The organism is Falsirhodobacter algicola (assembly GCF_018279165.1).
GTDB classification, from domain to species: domain Bacteria; phylum Pseudomonadota; class Alphaproteobacteria; order Rhodobacterales; family Rhodobacteraceae; genus Falsirhodobacter; species Falsirhodobacter algicola.
Genome location: NZ_CP047289.1, coordinates 24620 through 41501, shown reverse-complemented (window position 1 = coordinate 41501; position 16882 = coordinate 24620). Strand labels below are relative to the sequence as shown.

Genomic DNA, 16882 nt, shown 5'->3' with positions numbered 1-16882 from the left:
CAGGCCCTCCGCCCTACGCTCTCACGCAAAATTGCGCTTAGGGATGAGGAATACCAGGATGTTGACCGTTTTGAGTCGCGCCCGCAAGGCGCTGGGCGGGGCCGTGGTGGCGCTGTCGGCGCTGGCGCTGGCCGCCTGCGAGCCCGTCGCCAATACCGGCGCCGCCCCCGGCGCCTCGCGCGGGCAGGTGGTGCAGGTGGCGCTGCTGGTGCCGGCCGGGTCCGGGCAAGCCAGCCAAGAGGAATTGGCCAAGAGCCTCGAGAACGCCGCGCGCCTTGCGATGGCCGATCTCGGTGCGGGCACCATCGCGCTGCAGGTCTATCCCACGGCGGGCAGTCCCGACCGCGCGGTGTCGCAGGCGCGGCAGGCCGTCGAGGATGGCGCAGATGTGATCCTCGGTCCGGTCTTCGCCCAAGAGGCCAATGCCGTCGGTCAGGCCGTCGCCTCGGCGGGGGTGGATGTGCTCGCCTTCTCCAACAACACGGCGATCGCGGGCGGCAACGTCTTCGTCCTTGGCCAGACCTTCGAGAATACGGCCGACCGGCTGGCGCAATATGCCGTGCGCAACAATGCCGGCCGCGTGGTGATCGCCTACGATCAGAACTCGGCGGGCGAAACCGGGCGCGACGCCATCGCGGGCGCGGTGCAGCGTGCGGGGGGGCAGGTTCTGGCCTCCGAAGGGTATCCCTTCTCGCAGAACGGGGTCAGCACCCGCGGGCCGGCCATCGCCCAGAGCGTGAAGGACCGCAACGCCAACGCCGTCTTCCTGACCGCCGACACCGCCGGCGCGCTGCCTACGATCACCCAGACGCTGCGCGACAACGGGCTGACGCCGGAGATGGTCCGCTTCATCGGGCTGACGCGTTGGGACGTGCCGACGCGCACCGCGTCGCTGCCCGGTGTGCAGGGCGGCTGGTTCGCCCTGCCCGATCCGAGTGTTTACGGCCAGTTCGTCCAGCGCTATCAAGGCGCCTACGGCATGGCGCCGCACCCGATCGCGGGTCTGGCCTATGACGGGATCGCGGCCATCGGCGCGCTGGCCAAGCGCGGCAGCCCGATCACGACGCAGACGCTGACGCGCAGCTCGGGCTTTGCCGGAACGGGCGGTGTGTTCCGTCTGCTGGCGAACGGCACGAACGAACGGGGGCTTGCGGTTGCGCAGATCTCCAACAACCAGGTGAACGTGATTGACCCCGCACCCCGCAGTTTCGGTGGCTTCGGCTTCTGACCGCCCGCAGGATTTCGTCCTCGATGACAGCGCCTTCCCCGATCCGGAGGCGCTGCTTCGCACCATCCTCGACGAAGCCGGGCCGGACCCCGACCCACGCGAAACCCGCACCATCGCCGTGCGCCTCCTGACCGAGGCGCGCGCCGCATCCGAAGCCCGCCTCAAAGAGGCCTTCGCGCTTCACCCCCTCGCCTCGCGCGCGCTGATCAACGGGCAGGCCCGGATGATGGACGCGATCGTGGTGACGGCCTTCCGGCTGGCGGCGCATCTGACGGGCGCGCCGCCCGTGGCGCTGATCGCCGTCGGCGGCTATGGCCGGGCGGAGATGGCCCCCTTTTCCGACGTGGACCTTCTGTTCCTGACCCCGCCGCGCGGAAGCGCCGATGCGGCGGTGGAGGCGACGCTCTATATCCTGTGGGATCTGAAGCTGAAGGTCGGCCATGCGACGCGCACGGTGCGCGACTGCATCTACATGGCGCGCGAGGATATCACCATCCGCACCGCCCTGCTGGAGCAGCGTTTCCTGACCGGGGATGCGGCCCTTGCCGCCGAACTGCCCGAACGCCTTTGGACCGAACTCTTCCGCCGCTCCGGCCCCGAATTCATCGAGGCCAAGCTGGCCGAACGCGCGGGCCGGCACAAACGGCAGGGCGGGCAGCGCTATGTCCTCGAACCCAACGTGAAGGAGGGCAAGGGCGGGCTGCGCGATCTTCAGACGCTGTACTGGATCGGCAAATACCTGCACCGCGTGCCCCGTGCCGAGGGGCTGGTGGCGGCCGATCTCTTCACCCGCGAGGAATACAACCTCTTCCGCGCCGCCGAGGATTTCCTCTGGGCCGTGCGGGTGCATCTGCATTACGCGGCCAACCGCGCCGCCGATCAACTGACCTTCGACATGCAGGTGGAGGTGGCCGCCCGCATGGGATACGAGGATCGGCCCGGCCGCCGCGGCGTCGAACGTTTCATGCAGGATTACTTCCGTCAGGCGACCCGCGTGGGCGAGCTGACCTCGATCTTCCTCGCCGAGCTGGAGGCCCGCCACGCCAAGGGCGAGCCGGACCTTCTGGGCTTCATCCGCCGCCGCCGCTCGCTCCGCCCGGAATACCGGCTGAACCATGGCCGGATCGAGATCCCGGACCCGCAGGCCTTCCTGTCCGACAAGCTGAACCTTCTGCGCATCTTCGAAGAGACGCTGCGCACCGGCTATATGATGCACCCCGATTCCGCGCGCCTGGTGGCGGCGAACCTGCATCTGATCGATGACGGGATGATCCACGACCGCGAGGCGAACCGCATCTTCCTCGATCTGCTGCTGAAGCACGGCAACCCCGAACGGGCGCTGCGCCGCATGAACGAGGTGGGGGTGCTGGGCGCCTTCATGCCGGAATTCGGCCGCATCGTCGCCATGATGCAGTTCAACGTCTATCACCACTACACGGTGGATGAACATACGATCCAATGCATCTCCACCCTCGCCCGGATGGAGCGAGGGGAGCTGACGGACGAACTTCCCCTCTCGACCGAACTGCTGCAGGGGGCGGATCGCCGCATCCTCTACATCGCGCTTCTGCTGCACGATATCGGCAAGGGCCGCCCCGAGGAACATTCCATCATCGGCGCGCAGATCGCCCGCCGCGTGGCCCCGCGCCTCGGCCTGCAACCCGACGAGGCGGAGATCGTCGAATGGCTGGTGCGCCATCACCTCCTGATGTCCGATGTCGCCCAGAAGCGCGACATCGCCGACCCCCGCACGGTGCGCGATTTCGCCAAGGCCGTCCGCTCGCGCCGCAGGCTGGATCTGCTGACGATCCTGACGGTCTGCGACATCATCGGCGTCGGTCCCGGCACATGGAACAATTGGAAAGCGCAGCTGATGCGCCAGCTCTACCGCGATACGGAAACGGTGCTGGCCGGCGGGATGGAGCTTTTGAACCGCGAAACCCGCGGCGGCGAGGCGAGGCGCGCCCTGCGCGAGGCGCTGGCCGATTGGGACAACCGCGATCTGCGGGCCGAAATGAACCGGCATTACGCGCCCTATTGGCAGGGGCTGCCGCCGGTGGCGCATGTCGTGCTGGCGCGGCTGCTGCGCGGCCTTGGCGATGACGAGATCCGCATCGACCTCGATGCCGAACCCGACCGGGCGGCGACGCGGGCCAGCTTTGCCTTGGCGGACCATCCGGGCATCTTTTCGCGGCTTGCGGGGGCGCTCGCGCTGGTGGGGGCGAACGTCGTCGATGCGCGCACCTACACCACCAAGGACGGCTTCGCGACTGCCGTGTTCTGGATACAGGACGCCGAGGGCCAGCCCTACGAGGTGGCCCGCCTGCCCCGCCTGCGCCAGATGATCGAACGCATCCTGCGCGGCGAGGTCGTCGCCCGCGAGGCGCTGGCCGACCGCGACAAGGTGCGCAAACGCGACAGCGCCTTCCGCTTCCCCACCCATGTCGTCTTCGACAACGAAGGATCGGAGATCTACACCATCATCGAGGTGGACACGCGCGACCGTCCGGGCCTGCTCTACGACCTGACGCGGACGCTGGCGGCCGACAACATCTACATTGCATCGGCCCAGATCGCGACCTATGGGGCGCAGGTCGTCGATACCTTCTATGTGAAAGACATGTTCGGGCTGAAGCTGCACACCCCCTCCCGCCGTGAAAGCCTCGAGGCCAAGCTGCGCCGCGCCATCACCGAAGGCGCGGCGAGGGCCGGCCGGTGAGGCGTGGCGGCCTCGTTCGCGGCTTTCTGACGGTCGGCGGATGGACGTTCGGATCGCGGCTGGCCGGGTTCGTGCGCGATGTGATGATGGCGGCCTATCTCGGGGCCGGCCCGGTCGCCGAGGCGTTCCTCGTGGCCTTCTCGCTTCCCAACATGTTCCGCCGCTTCTTTGCCGAAGGGGCGTTCAACATGGCCTTCGTGCCGATGTTCGCCAAGAAGGTGGAGGGCGACGAGGACCCCAAGGGATTCGCCCGCGACGCCTTCAACGGGCTGGGATCGGTGCTGATCCTCATCACGCTGATCGGCACGCTGGCGATGCCGGGGCTGGTCTGGCTGATGGCCTCGGGCTTCGTCGGGGATGAGCGGTTCGGCCTTGCGGTGGAATATGGGCGGATCGGCTTCGTCTATATCCTCTTCATCTCGCTCGTGGCGCTGATGTCGGGGGTGCTGAACACCCATGGACGCTTCACCGAGGCGACGATCGTGCCGGTGATGATGAATGTCGTCTTCATCCTTGCGATGCTGCTGGCGGACCGGATGGGCTGGGACATGGGCCAGACGCTGGCATGGACGGTGCCGGTGACGGGGGTGGCGCAATTCGCCTTCACATGGTGGGCGGCGCGGCGGGCAGGCTACAGCTTCCGCCCCGGCCGTCCGCGGCTGACGCCCGATCTGCGCCGCCTTCTGATGATTGCGGGGCCTGCGGTGCTGGCGGGGGGCGTCGTGCAGGTGAACCTCTTGGTGGGGCGGCAGGTCGCGAGCCATACCGAAGGCGCGGTCGGGTGGCTGTCCTATGCCGACCGGCTCTATCAGCTTCCGCTCGGCGTCGTGGGGATCGCGATCGGGACGGTGCTGCTGCCCGAACTGTCGCGCCGCCTGCGCGCCGGCGATCACGAGGGGGGGCGCGCCAGCTTCAACCGCGGGATCGAATTCGCCGCGCTGCTGACGCTTCCGGCGGCGGTGGCGCTGGTGATCGTGGCGCTGCCGCTGGTGCAGGTCTTGTACCAGCGCGGGGCCTTCGACGCCGTGGATACGCGGAACACGGCGCTGGTTCTGGCGGCCTATGGCGCGGGGCTGCCGGCCTTCGTGCTGCACAAGCTGTTCCAGCCGCTGTATTACGCGCGCGAGGACACGCGCAGCCCCTTCCGCTATGCCGTTTGGTCGATGGTGGTGAACCTTGCATTCGCGGTGGGGCTGATGCCGGTGATGGGCTTTCTGGCGGCGGCGCTGGCGACGACCGTCTCGGGCTGGGTGATGTTCGCGCAGCTGTGGTGGGGCGCCCGGCGCATGGGCGATGCGGTGCGCCCGGATGCGCGGCTGCGGGCGCGCCTGCCCCGCATCGCGCTGGCATCCGCGCTGATGGGGGTGGTGCTGTGGCTGGCGGCGCAGGCGCTGGCCGGGCCGCTCGGCAGCGCCGGGCTGCGCTATGGCGCGCTGGCGCTGCTGGTCGGGGCGGGCATCGTCAGCTATTTCGGGGCGGCCTTCGCGCTTGGCGCGGTGCGCCCGGCCGATCTGCGGACCGCCCTGCGCCGTCAGCGCTGACGCAGGCGCGCCCGGATCTGCGCAAGGCCGCCGGGGCTGACCACGAAGGACAGAAGAAAGCCGGTGGCGAAGCCCGCAAGGTCCGCCACCCATTCGAAACCACCGCCGAACAGCGCCGCGAACAGCAGTTGCACCCCCATCAGCAGCCCGATCAGCGAAAACGCCCGGTACTGCGTGCCCGACCCCGCCAGCCGCGTCCACAGCAGGAAGGTGAAGGCCCCGATCAGCCCATAGACCGGCGGATAGGCCCCAAAGAGCGGCAGCGCATTGCCGGGCGGAAAGGCCGTGAAGGCCAGCGCACCCACGATGCCCGCGCCGAAGAACACCACCAGAACGGCCCAAGGGCGGAACGCCTCGGCCACCATCTTGCCCAGCGCCAGCAGAAACACCGTGCCGAACACCGCCTGCGTGACCGATCCCTGCACGAAGGGATAGAGGAAGATGCGCATCACCTGCGCCGGGGGCCATTCCCCCATCGCCCACATGGCGCGGAACAGCGGCGGCGAATAGGCGAAGCGTTGCAGCGCCTCCAGCCGCCAGCCGACCGAGGCCGGATCCCCCGCCAGCCCCGATTGGCCCAGCGCAAAGACGAGTTCGAGCGCGATCACCGGTAGGGCCAGCAGCCACACCACCCATGGCAGCGGATTGATCGGACCTTCGTTCTGCATCGCTTTCCCTTGCCTTGTGTCGGGCCCAAGCGATAAGCCAAAGGCCTGACACAATCCAGACGGAGTTCACATCATGGCCGAGCCGGTCCAAACGCCTCAGGCTTTCCCGACGCGCATCTTCTCGGGTATCCAACCCTCGGGGAGCCTCACGCTGGGCAACTATCTCGGTGCGCTGAAACGGTTTGCGCAAAAGCAGGACGAAGGGATCGAGACGCTGTATTGCGTCGTGGACCTGCATGCCATCACCGTCTGGCAGGACCCGGCGACGCTGCGCCGCCAGACGCGCGAAGTGGCCGCCGCCTACATCGCCTCGGGGATCGATCCGAAACGCTCCATCCTCTATAATCAGAGCCAAGTGCGCGCCCATGCCGAATTGGGGTGGATCCTGAACTGCGTCGCGCGGATCGGCTGGATGTACCGGATGACCCAGTTCAAGGACAAGGCCGGTGCCAACAGCGAAAATTCGTCGCTGGGGCTGCTGGCCTATCCATCGCTGATGGCGGCCGACATCCTCGCCTTCAAAGCGACGCATGTGCCGGTGGGCGAGGATCAGAAGCAGCATATCGAGTTGACGCGCGACATCGCGGCCAAGTTCAACCACGATTACGGCGTGGACTTCTTCCCCATGCCGCAGCCGCTGATCGAAGGGCCGGCGACGCGCGTGATGTCCCTGCGCGACGGCACGAAGAAGATGTCGAAATCCGACCCCTCGGATCAGAGCCGCATCAACCTGACCGACGATGCCGACACCATCGCCAAGAAGATCCGCAAGGCCAAGACCGATGCCGAACCCCTGCCCTCCTCGATCGAGGGGCTGGCGGAGCGGCCCGATGCGCGCAACCTCGTGAACATCTATGCCGCCTTGGCCGGGATGAGCCCGGAACAGGTGGTGGCGGAACATGCCGGGGCGCAGTTCGGCACCTTCAAACCGGCGCTGGCCGATCTCGCGGTCGCCACCATCGGCCCGATCACCGCCGAGATGAACCGCCTGCTGGCCGAACCCGACGAGATCGACGCGATCCTTGGCCGCGGGGCCGAACGGGCGGATGCCATCGCCGCCCCGATCCTGAGCGATGTGCAGGACATCGTCGGGATGATCCGGTCGCGTCAGGTCTGATGCTGCGGCGCGCGGCGCGGGCGGGGCTGACGGCACTGCTGGCGCTGTCGCTGGTGCTGGCGGCGGCCTCGATGATCCGCATCGCGCGCGATCCCGCGCTGCGGCCCTTTGCGGATCGGGCCACCGCCGCCATCGCCGCCGCCATGGACCGCGAGATGGCCGCCGCCGCCACCCCGGCCCGCATCGCCGAACGCCTGACCGCCCTTCTGGCCGAAGAGCCGCGCAACTGGGTCGCGATCGACGCGGTGACGGATGTGGCGCGCGAACGCGGCCTTCCCTACGACATGGCGGCGGTCGAGGCCGCCCGCGACGCCGATTTCAGCATCGCCGCCCGTGCCAGCACTTGCGCGGCCTGCGCATGGGACATCGCCCAATGCCGCCTTTCGGCGGAACTCTTGTGCCAAGCGCCGATGCTGACCGGGATCGGCGATGTGAAGGACCTCGCGCGCGAAGGGATGCATTACGCCGCGGGGGAGGAGGTCGATCCGGTGACGGTCGCGCTGTCGGCGGTGGGCCTCGGTGCGACGGCCCTCGTGCTGGCCAGCGGCGGCACCAGCCTGACGCTGAAGGCCGGGGCGGCAGCGGTGAAGACCGCGCGCGGCATGCGCCTTCTCTCCCCCCCGATGACGGCGATGCTGCAGCGGGCGGCGCGCGAGGGGCTGGACTGGTCCGCGCTGCGCCGGACGGGCGATCTGCGCCGGGCGGTGCGTCCCGGAACGCTTGGCCCGCTGACGGAGACGGTGCGCGAGGTCAACCGCCTCGAAGGCGCGCTGCCCACGGTGGAGACGCTGGCCCTTCTGCGCCATATCGACGGCCCGGACGATGCGCGGCGCATCGCGAACGCCGCCGAGGCGCTTGGCCCGCGCACGGTCGGCCGGATGGAGGTGCTGGGCAAGGCACGGTTCCTGCGGGCGACGGCGCGGCTGTCGAACATCGCGATCGGGCTTGCCGCCGGTCTGTGGGGCATCGCGGCGGCGCTGATGGGCATGGCGGCGCATCTGGGGCATACCGCCGCACTGCGCCTGCTTCGGCGGCTTGCGCGCTGATCCGTCATCAAAGCGTGTCCGAATCGGTGCAGGAAGATCGAGGTCGCGATGCATTTCCCCCGTGACCTGCGTCTCCGGGCATCCCCTGTCCCCCAGACACGCCCGGAGGCGCCCCCTTGCCCCTTTGCCCCGCCGGTGGTCTAACCACCCGGCAGCAAGGAGGGCGATCATGGCATTCGGCACCCATATCCGCACATGGTTCGACGGGGCGTGGCACGAGGGCGACATCCCGGTCATGAAGGCCGCCGATCACGGCCTGTGGCAAGGGTCCAACGTGTTCGACGGCGCGCGGCTGTTCGACGGTGTGGCCCCGGATCTGGATCTGCACTGCGCGCGCCTGAACCGCTCGGCCGAGGCGCTGATGATCACCCCCACCGTCGATCCGGCGGAGATGGTGGCGATCATCCGCGACGGGCTCACCCCCTATGGCACGGACGAGGCGGTCTATATCCGCCCGATGTACTGGGCCGTGGACGGATCGGATGTGGGCGTCGCCCCGGCCGAGGATTCCACCGCCTTCGCCATCTGCCTCGAGGCAGTGCCCATGCCGCCGGCCGACCGGGCCACCACGCTGACCCGCACCCGCTTCCGCCGCCCCGTGCTGGAGGATTCGGTCTGCAACGCCAAGGCCGGCGCGCTCTATCCCAACAACGCGCGGATGCTGGTGGAGGCGCGGCGCAAGGGGTTCAGCAATGCGCTGGTCGCCGATGCGATGGGCAATGTCGCCGAAACCGCGACGGCCAACGTCTTCGTGGTGAAGGACGGCGCGGTGTTCACGCCCATCCCCAACGGCACCTTCCTGTCGGGCATCACCCGCACCCGCCACATCGCCAACCTGCGCGCCGAAGGGGTGGAGGTGCACGAGACCGTGCTGACCTTCGAGGATGTGCATGCCGCCGACGAGGTGTTCCTGTCGGGCAACTTCGCCAAGGTGCAGGCCGTCACCCGCTTCGACGACACCGAATACGCCCATGGCCCGGTGACGCGGAAGGTGCGCGAGCTGTACCTCGATTTCGCGCATTCGCGCTGATCGGCTTGCATTTGCACGTCGGGTGCCCATCATCGGCCAAGGGGGATACAACCATGCGCAAGTTTCTGGTCGTCCTTGACGACAGCCGCGAATGTCTGAACGCCATGCGCTATGCCGCGTTCCGCGCCCGGCACACCGGCGGCGGCGTGGTCATTCTGGCCACCATCCCGCAGGAGGATATGCAGCATTTCATGGGCGTGGCCGATGTGATGCGCGCCGAGGCGCGCGAACGCATCGAAGCCCATTACGAGGTGTTCGCCAAATGGATGCGCGACCGGCAGGGCGTGGACCCCGAACTCGTCGTGCGCGAGGGCAATGCCGGCGACGAGATCCTGAAGCTGGTGGCCGAGGATACGCGGATCGGCATCCTCGTGCTCGGCGCGGGCGTGGAGAAGGGAAGCCCCGGCCCCCTCGTCACGCAGATGACGCGCAATGCGGGCACCCTGCCCATCCCCGTCACCATCGTGCCCGGCGACATGACCAAGGAACGGCTGGAGGCGATCACCTGATCGCCCCGATCTGGAATCGTTCCAAAACTTGACAGCACCGGGCTTCGGGCGCATATCGGGGGCAACCTTGGAGGCTGCCCCATGTTCATCCAGACCGAACCGACCCCGAACCCCGCCACGCTGAAATTCCTGCCGGGCCAGCAGGTGCTGGATGTCGGCACCGCCGATTTCCCGACCGAGGATTCCACCACCACCTCGCCCCTTGCCCGGCGCATCTTCGCCGTGGGCGGCGTGGCCGGCGTGTTCTTCGGCCATGACTTCGTGACCGTCACGAAGATCGAAGGCCGCGAATGGGACCATGTGAAGCCCGCCGTCCTTGGCGCCATCATGGAGCATTACCAATCCGGCGAGCCGGTGATCCGCGGCGAACGCGCCGCCGCCCATGCCGAGCATACCGGCGAGGATGGCGACATCGTGGCCCAGATCAAGGAGTTGCTGGATACGCGCGTGCGCCCCGCAGTGGCGCAGGATGGCGGCGACATCACGTTCCACGGCTTCGATCGCGGCATCGTCTATCTGCATATGCAGGGTGCCTGCGCGGGCTGCCCCTCCTCCACGCTGACGCTGAAGATGGGGATCGAGAACCTGCTGCGCCACTACATCCCCGAGGTGCTGGAGGTTCGTCCGGTTGCCGCCTGATGCCCTGATCCTTGGCTTCGACACATCGGCCGCGCATTGCGCGGCCGCTTTGCTGCGGGGCGACACCCTTCTGGCCATGGCCGAGGAGCCGATGGCCAAAGGTCAGGCCGAACGCCTGATTCCCCTGCTGGAGGAGGTTCTGGCCGCGGGGGGGCATGGCTGGGGCGATCTGACCGCGCTGGCCGTCGGAACCGGTCCGGGCAATTTCACCGGCGTGCGCATCGCGGTGGCGGCGGCGCGCGGGCTGTCGATGGGGCTTGGCATTCCCGCGATCGGCGTCACCACGCTGGAGGCGCGTGCCCATGGCCTTCCCCGCCCGCTGGTCGTGGCCGAGGATGCCCGCCGCGGTGCCTTCTATGTCCAGACCTTCGGCCCGGACACGCCCGCCCGCCTTGCCGAGGATATCCCCCCCGGCCCGCAGCATCCGGCTGTGTTCCCCATCGCCGAAGCCATCGCCCGCGTCGCGTCCCTGCGCGACCCCTCGGGGCGGCCCGCGCCGTTCTATCTGCGCGGCGCCGATGCGGCCCCCCCGTCGGATCCGCCGCCGGTGATGCTGGATGTGGGATGAGCTTGCGGCGATCCATGCCGCCTCCTTCATTTGCCCGGCCCCGTGGTCCGCGGCCGATCTGCGCGCCTCGGCCGAGGGCGCGGGCGGTTTCCTTCTGGCCGAGTCGCAGGGCTTTCTGATCGGGCGCGCCCTTGCCGGGGAGGCGGAGCTTCTGACCCTCGCCACCCACCCCGATGCGCGCCGCCAAGGAGTCGCGACGCGGCTCGTTCACGACTTCCTGAACACGGCCCGGAATCAGGCGGAGACGGCCTTTCTGGAAGTGGCTGCGACTAATTTTCAGGCAATCCGCCTCTATGAGCGTCACGGCTTCCGATCCGTGGGCGTGCGACCCCGCTACTATGGCTCGGACGACGCTATCGTGATGCGTTGCCCTCTCTAGGAAGGCGTTTATACTGGCGGGCAAACAACATGGAGGACCCCCCTTGACACTCAAGACCTTGCTGGGCGCAACCGCGCTCGCCCTTACTGCCGGCACGGCCATGGCCGACCCGGCGCTGATCTTCGATCTTGGCGGGAAATTCGACAAATCCTTCAACGAAGCCGCTTATATGGGCGCCGACCGTTGGAAGAAGGACACCGGCGGCTCCTACCGCGAGATTGAGATGCAATCCGAAGCGCAACGCGAACAGGCGCTGCGTCGGCTGGCGCAATCGGGGTCGAACCCGATCGTCATGACGGGCTTCTCCTTTGCCGACGTGCTGACGCAGGTCGCGCCGGATTACCCGGACACCAAGTTCGTCATCATCGATTCCGAAGTCGATGAGCCGAACGTCCGCTCGGTCGTCTTCTCCGAAGAGCAAGGGTCCTACCTTGCCGGGATCATGGCGGCGATGGCCTCCAAGACCGACACCGTCGGCTTCATCGGCGGCATGGACATTCCGCTGATCCGCAAATTCGGCTGCGGCTTCGCCCAAGGCGTCGAGGCGACGAAACCCGATGCAACGGTTCTGGTCAGCTGGACCGGCTCCACCCCCGCGGCATGGAACGATCCGGTCCGCGGCGGCGAGTTGGCGCGTGCCCAGATCGGCCGCGGCGCCGACGTGATCTATCACGGGGCGGGCGGCACGGGCATCGGCATCCTGCAAGCGGCCGCCGACGAGGGCGTGCTGGCGATCGGCGTGGACAGCAACCAAAACGCGCTGCATCCGGGGCAGGTCCTGACCTCCATGGTCAAGCGCGTGGATGTCGCCGTCTATGACGCCTTCACGCAAGGCGAGGCGATCGAGCCGGGCACGGTGGTGCTGGGTCTGGCCGATCAGGGCGTGTCCGTTGCCATGGACGAAAACAACGCCGACCTCGTGACGCCGGAGATGTCCGCCGCCGTCGAGGAGGCCACGCAGAAGATCATCGCAGGCGAGATTTCGGTTCATGACTACATGACCGACGACAGCTGCCCGATCGCCGGCTTCTGATGCGTCACGGCCCGGATAGCGAAGCCGCGATCGAACTGCGCGGCATTTCCAAGGCTTTCGGGCCAGTGCAGGCGAACAAGGATATCCACATCCGTGTCGCCCGCGGCTCGATCCACGGCATCATCGGCGAGAACGGGGCCGGGAAATCGACGCTCATGTCGATTCTCTACGGCTTCTACCGTGCGGATTCGGGCCAGATTCTGGTGGGTGGGCGTGATACGCCCATCCCCGACAGCCAGGCGGCCATCCGTGCCGGCATCGGCATGGTGTTCCAGCATTTCAAACTGGTGCAGAACTTCACGGTTCTGGAAAACGTCATTCTGGGCGCCGAAGACGGGCGCCGCCTGCAACCCTCGCTCGCCAAGGCGCGGCGCGAACTGGCCCGTCTTTCGGCCGATTACGGGCTGGAGGTCGATCCCGACGCCCGGATCGAGGATCTGTCCGTCGGGCACCAGCAGCGGGTGGAGATCCTGAAGGCCCTGTACCGTCAGGCCGACATCCTGATCCTCGACGAGCCGACGGGCGTTCTGACCCCGCCCGAGGCCGATCACCTGTTCCGCATCCTTCGGGGCCTGCGCGAGCAGGGCAAGACGGTGATCCTGATCACCCACAAGCTGCGCGAGATCATGGACATCACCGACGAAGTGTCGGTGATGCGGCGCGGCGAGATGGTGGCCACGGTCCGCACGAAGGACACCTCCCCGCCCGAGCTGGCCGAGTTGATGGTTGGCCGCAAGGTGCTGCTGCGCGTGGACAAACAGCCCGCACAGCCCGGCGAGGTCGTGCTGGACGTGCGCGATCTGCGCGTGTCGCGCGACGGGGTGGAACGGCTGAAGGGCGTCTCCCTCTCCATCCGCCGGGGCGAGATCCTCGGCATCGCGGGCGTGGCCGGGAACGGGCAATCCGAACTTCTGGAGGTGCTGGGCGGCATCGCGACGGCCACTGGCTCGGTCCGCCTGAACGGGCGGGAACTGGACCTGTCGGGCCGCGAGGACGGGCAGGACCGCCGCCATGCGGGCGTCGCCCATATCCCCGAGGATCGGCAGCATCTGGGCTGCATCATGGATTTCGCGGCGTGGGAGAACGTGGCCTTTGGCTATCACCGCGACGAGGATTACCGCTCCGGCCCGCTGACGGACAATGCCGCGCTGAAGGCCGACACCGCCGCCAAGATGGCCCGGTTCGACGTGCGCCCGCCGCTGCCGACCCTTGCGATCAAGCATTTCTCGGGCGGGAACCAGCAGAAGATCATCGTCGCCCGAGAGATCGAGCGGAATCCCGACCTTCTTCTGATCGGTCAGCCGACCCGGGGCGTCGATATCGGCGCGATCGAATTCATTCATAAGCAGATCGTCGCGCTGCGCGATCAGGGCAAGGCCATCCTCCTCGTCTCGGTCGAGTTGGACGAGGTGATGTCCCTGTCCGACCGCGTGGCCGTCATGTTCGACGGCCGCATCATGGGCGAGCGCGACGCCGCCACCACCACCGAACGCGACCTCGGCCTTCTGATGGCCGGGATGGAGGCCTGATGCGACAAATTCCCCGCTGGGCCGACGTGGTTCTGGTGCCGCTGATCTCTTTGCTGCTGGCGGCCATCTGCGCGACGGCCGTCATCCTCGCCATCGGGCAGGACCCGTGGGAGGCGATCGTGACGATGGTCACGGGCGCCCTCGGTTCCGCCTATGGCTGGGGCTATACGCTCTATTACACCACCAGCTTCATCTTCACCGGGCTTGCGGTGACGATGGCCTTCCATGCCGGCCTCTTCAACATCGGCGGCGAGGGGCAGGCCCAGCTCGGCGGCCTCGGCATCGCGCTGGTGCTGCTCTATATTCCGTGGCCGCATTGGACGGTGGCGCTGCTGGCCGCGATCGTCGCCTCGGCGGCGTTCGGGGCGGTCTGGGCCGCGATTCCGGGCTGGCTTCAGGCGCGGCGCGGCAGCCATATCGTCATCACGACCATCATGTTCAACTACATCGCCTATGCGCTGATCGTGTGGATGCTGGTGGATGTGCTGCGCCCGCCGGGACAGGCCGAACCCGCCACCGCGCGCTTTGCCGTCGGCATTCCGGCGCTGTCGGACATTCCGGGGCTGAACCTCATCTTTTCCGATGCGGTACCGGCCAACATCTCGCTCTTCCTTGCGCTGATCGCTTGCGTCGGGGTCTGGGCGCTGCTCTGGCGCACCCCCCTCGGCTATGAGATCCGCGCCTTCGGCAAATCCGAGGCCGCCGCCCGCTATGCCGGCATCCGCCCCGTGCGCACGGTGATGATCGCCATGGCGCTGTCGGGCGCGCTGGCGGGGATGATGTCGATCAACAACGTCATGGGGGAAAGCGGGCGCCTTCTGCAGAACTCCTCCGAAGGGGCGGGATTCATCGGGATCGCGGTGGCGCTGATGGGGCGCAACCATCCGTTCGGGGTGGTGCTGTCGGCGCTTCTGTTCGGCTTCCTCTATCAGGGTGGGGCCGAGCTTGGGCTGTGGACGCAGATCCCGATCGACCTGCGGGTCGTGGTGCAAGGCCTCGTGATCCTGTTCACGGGCGCGCTGGACCATATGGTGCGCATGATGCTGGGGCTGGTCTTCGCCCCGCGAAAGGTGGCGTGATGGATTACGCAACGCTTCTGCAGATCCTCGACAGCACGATCCGCCTTGCGGTGCCGCTGCTTCTGGCCTGCCTTGCGGGCCTGTGGTCCGAACGCGCGGGCGTGTTCGACATCGGCCTCGAGGGCAAGATGCTGGTCGCGGCCTTCGCCTCGGGGGCGGTCGCCTATATCACGGGGTCGGCTTGGGCCGGGCTTGCGGCGGGCATCGGGGCGGCGCTGGTCTGGGCGGTGCTGCATGGCATCGCCTCCATCACCTTCCGGGGGAATCAGCTGATCTCGGGCGTGGCGCTGAACTTTCTCGCCTCGGGGATGACGGTGCTGGTGGCGCAAGCTGCCTTCAGTCAGGGGGGGCGCACGCCCGCATTGTCCAGCAGCGGACGTTTCAACGAAGTGACGCTGCCCTTCGCCGATGCCGTGCGCGAGGTGCCGGTGATCGGGCCGCTCTATGCCGATGTGATCTCGGGGCATTCGCTGCTGGTCTATCTGGCGGTGCTGGCGGTGCCGGCGACATGGTGGGTGCTGCTGCGCACCCGCTTTGGCCTGCGCCTGCGCGCCGTGGGCGAAAACCCCGCCGCGGTGGATACGGCGGGCGTGTCGGTCACGCGGCTGCGCTTTGCCGCCGTGCTGATCGCGGGGGTGCTGTGCGGCATCGCGGGCACCTATCTGGCGACGGCGCTTCAGGCGGGCTTCGGCCGCGAGATGACGGCGGGCCGCGGCTATATCGCGCTCGCGGCGCTGATCTTCGCCAAATGGCGTCCTTGGGGTGCGCTCTGGGCGACGCTTCTGTTCGGGTTCTTCCAAGCGATCGCGCTGCGCCCCGATGTCGTGCCGATTCCCGTCGCCGCGCTGGAGGCCCTGCCCTATGTGCTGACCGTGCTGGTGCTGGCGGGCTTCGTCGGCAAGGCCATTCCGCCCCGCGCCGGGGGCGAACCCTATGTGAAGGAACGTTGAGATGACCGCCGAAACCATCGCCGCCTATATCCGCGATCAGGCGGGTCATGCCCCGGTGCAACTGGGCCTCGTGCTCGGTTCGGGCCTCGGCCATCTGGCCGATGCGGTGAATGGGGTCGCCATCCCCTATGCCGATCTGGGCGGCTTTCCCCATGCCGGCGTGTCGGGGCACCAGCCGAAGCTGGTGATCGGCGATCTGGAAGGCGTGCGCGTCGCGGTCTTTGCCGGGCGCGCCCATTACTACGAAAGCGGCAATGCCGCCGCGATGCGCCTGCCGCTGGAGGTGCTGCGCGCCCTCGGGGCCGAGCATCTGATCCTGACCAATGCCGCAGGCTCGCTTCGGGCGGACATTCCGCCGGGCGATCTGATGCTGCTGTCGGACCATATCGCGTTCACCGGCCTCAACCCACTGATCGGCGAGGTGTCCGATGCCCGCTTCGTGCCCATGGGCGATGCCCATGACACGGGCCTGCGCGACCGGCTGAAGGCCGCCGCCGCCGCCGTGAGCGAGCCGCTGGCCGAGGGCGTCTATGCGTGGTTCTCCGGCCCCAGCTTCGAAACCCCGGCCGAGATTCGCGCCGCCAAGGTTCTGGGCGCGGATGCCGTCGGCATGTCCACCGTGCCGGAGATCATCCTTGCGCGGTTCCTCGGCCTGCGGGTGGCCGCCGTGTCCACCATCACCAACATGGGCGCGGGCCTGTCCGACGAGGCGCTGAGCCACGAGCATACCAAGGCGATGGCCCCCAAGGGCGCCGCCAAGCTGGAGCGTATCCTGCGCGAGGCCCTGCGCACGCTGCGATGAGGTTCCCTGCCCCCTGATCAGTCCCCTCCCCCTTTGCGCCGGGCC

General features: G+C 68.0%; 16 protein-coding genes. 15 read left to right on the top strand and 1 reads right to left on the bottom strand.

Annotated elements, in window-relative coordinates; all coding sequences use genetic code 11:
- The first annotated feature begins 58 nt into the window (after positions 1-58).
- Genes GR316_RS00210 through murJ form a run of 3 tightly spaced genes read left to right on the top strand, consistent with a single transcriptional unit; the run spans position 59 to position 5488 of the window.
- Positions 59-1228: a penicillin-binding protein activator gene (locus GR316_RS00210; RefSeq protein ID WP_211784076.1), complete on the top strand. Its 1170-nt coding sequence runs from the start codon at positions 59-61 to the stop codon at positions 1226-1228.
- Entirely contained in the window at positions 1188-3947 is a 2760-nt protein-coding gene (locus GR316_RS00205; RefSeq protein ID WP_390625166.1) for a [protein-PII] uridylyltransferase, read from the top strand. Before GR316_RS00210 ends, GR316_RS00205 begins: the two co-directional genes overlap by 41 nt.
- On the top strand, positions 3944-5488 hold the full coding sequence (gene murJ, locus GR316_RS00200) for a murein biosynthesis integral membrane protein MurJ (protein ID WP_211784075.1): 1545 nt from the start codon (positions 3944-3946) through the stop codon (positions 5486-5488). The genes GR316_RS00205 and murJ overlap by 4 nt, the downstream gene beginning before the upstream one ends.
- Here murJ and GR316_RS00195 read toward each other — a convergent pair.
- On the bottom strand, positions 5479-6156 hold the full coding sequence (locus GR316_RS00195) for a rhomboid family intramembrane serine protease (RefSeq protein ID WP_211784074.1): 678 nt from the start codon (positions 6154-6156) through the stop codon (positions 5479-5481). The two genes, murJ and GR316_RS00195, sit on opposite strands and share 10 nt — an antisense overlap.
- A gap of 73 nt (positions 6157-6229) precedes the next feature.
- Between GR316_RS00195 and trpS the strand changes: the two genes are divergently transcribed.
- From trpS to GR316_RS00135, 12 genes are all read left to right on the top strand, one after another.
- Positions 6230-7273 (top strand): tryptophan--tRNA ligase, encoded by a 1044-nt coding sequence (trpS, locus tag GR316_RS00190; RefSeq protein ID WP_211784073.1) that lies wholly within the window; start codon positions 6230-6232, stop codon positions 7271-7273.
- Positions 7273-8319: a hypothetical protein gene (locus GR316_RS00185; RefSeq protein WP_211784072.1), complete on the top strand. Its 1047-nt coding sequence runs from the start codon at positions 7273-7275 to the stop codon at positions 8317-8319. The genes trpS and GR316_RS00185 overlap by 1 nt, the downstream gene beginning before the upstream one ends.
- 169 nt (positions 8320-8488) lie before the next feature.
- The gene (locus GR316_RS00180; RefSeq protein ID WP_211784071.1) at positions 8489-9349 is read left to right on the top strand and encodes a branched-chain amino acid aminotransferase; all 861 of its coding nucleotides are present in this window, start codon (positions 8489-8491) and stop codon (positions 9347-9349) included.
- Positions 9350-9402: 53 nt separating this feature from the next.
- Entirely contained in the window at positions 9403-9858 is a 456-nt protein-coding gene (locus GR316_RS00175; RefSeq protein ID WP_211784070.1) for a universal stress protein, read from the top strand.
- A gap of 81 nt (positions 9859-9939) precedes the next feature.
- Positions 9940-10497, top strand: a complete 558-nt coding sequence (locus GR316_RS00170; RefSeq protein ID WP_211784069.1) for a NifU family protein — start codon at positions 9940-9942, stop codon at positions 10495-10497.
- The gene (tsaB, locus tag GR316_RS00165) at positions 10487-11065 is read left to right on the top strand and encodes a tRNA (adenosine(37)-N6)-threonylcarbamoyltransferase complex dimerization subunit type 1 TsaB (protein ID WP_211784068.1); all 579 of its coding nucleotides are present in this window, start codon (positions 10487-10489) and stop codon (positions 11063-11065) included. The genes GR316_RS00170 and tsaB overlap by 11 nt, the downstream gene beginning before the upstream one ends.
- On the top strand, positions 11055-11444 hold the full coding sequence (locus GR316_RS00160) for a GNAT family N-acetyltransferase (protein WP_211784067.1): 390 nt from the start codon (positions 11055-11057) through the stop codon (positions 11442-11444). The genes tsaB and GR316_RS00160 overlap by 11 nt, the downstream gene beginning before the upstream one ends.
- A gap of 43 nt (positions 11445-11487) precedes the next feature.
- Positions 11488-12477 (top strand): BMP family lipoprotein, encoded by a 990-nt coding sequence (locus GR316_RS00155; RefSeq protein WP_211784066.1) that lies wholly within the window; start codon positions 11488-11490, stop codon positions 12475-12477.
- Complete coding sequence (locus tag GR316_RS00150) at positions 12477-14006, top strand: ABC transporter ATP-binding protein (protein ID WP_211784065.1); 1530 nt, start codon at positions 12477-12479, stop codon at positions 14004-14006. The genes GR316_RS00155 and GR316_RS00150 overlap by 1 nt, the downstream gene beginning before the upstream one ends.
- Positions 14006-15085 (top strand): ABC transporter permease, encoded by a 1080-nt coding sequence (locus GR316_RS00145; protein ID WP_211784064.1) that lies wholly within the window; start codon positions 14006-14008, stop codon positions 15083-15085. The genes GR316_RS00150 and GR316_RS00145 overlap by 1 nt, the downstream gene beginning before the upstream one ends.
- Positions 15085-16035, top strand: coding sequence for an ABC transporter permease (locus GR316_RS00140; RefSeq protein ID WP_211784063.1), 951 nt, complete (start codon positions 15085-15087; stop codon positions 16033-16035). Before GR316_RS00145 ends, GR316_RS00140 begins: the two co-directional genes overlap by 1 nt.
- Position 16036: 1 nt before the next feature.
- Entirely contained in the window at positions 16037-16837 is an 801-nt protein-coding gene (locus GR316_RS00135) for a purine-nucleoside phosphorylase (RefSeq protein WP_211784062.1), read from the top strand.
- The last annotated feature ends 45 nt before the right edge of the window (positions 16838-16882 follow it).

Excerpts from the sequence above, each read along its gene's own strand:
- GR316_RS00160 (WP_211784067.1), top strand. The coding sequence starts at position 11,055 with ATGTGGGATGAGCTTGCGGCGATCCATGCCGCCTCCTTCATTTGCCCG.
- GR316_RS00175 (WP_211784070.1), top strand. The coding sequence starts at position 9,403 with ATGCGCAAGTTTCTGGTCGTCCTTGACGACAGCCGCGAATGTCTGAAC.
- GR316_RS00150 (WP_211784065.1), top strand. The coding sequence starts at position 12,477 with ATGCGTCACGGCCCGGATAGCGAAGCCGCGATCGAACTGCGCGGCATT.
- GR316_RS00180 (WP_211784071.1), top strand. The coding sequence starts at position 8,489 with ATGGCATTCGGCACCCATATCCGCACATGGTTCGACGGGGCGTGGCAC.
- GR316_RS00145 (WP_211784064.1), top strand. The coding sequence starts at position 14,006 with ATGCGACAAATTCCCCGCTGGGCCGACGTGGTTCTGGTGCCGCTGATC.
- GR316_RS00140 (WP_211784063.1), top strand. The coding sequence starts at position 15,085 with ATGGATTACGCAACGCTTCTGCAGATCCTCGACAGCACGATCCGCCTT.
- GR316_RS00170 (WP_211784069.1), top strand. The coding sequence starts at position 9,940 with ATGTTCATCCAGACCGAACCGACCCCGAACCCCGCCACGCTGAAATTC.
- GR316_RS00185 (WP_211784072.1), top strand. The coding sequence starts at position 7,273 with ATGCTGCGGCGCGCGGCGCGGGCGGGGCTGACGGCACTGCTGGCGCTG.
- GR316_RS00210 (WP_211784076.1), top strand. The coding sequence starts at position 59 with ATGTTGACCGTTTTGAGTCGCGCCCGCAAGGCGCTGGGCGGGGCCGTG.
- GR316_RS00195 (WP_211784074.1), bottom strand. The coding sequence starts at position 6,156 with ATGCAGAACGAAGGTCCGATCAATCCGCTGCCATGGGTGGTGTGGCTG.
- trpS (WP_211784073.1), top strand. The coding sequence starts at position 6,230 with ATGGCCGAGCCGGTCCAAACGCCTCAGGCTTTCCCGACGCGCATCTTC.
- GR316_RS00135 (WP_211784062.1), top strand. The coding sequence starts at position 16,037 with ATGACCGCCGAAACCATCGCCGCCTATATCCGCGATCAGGCGGGTCAT.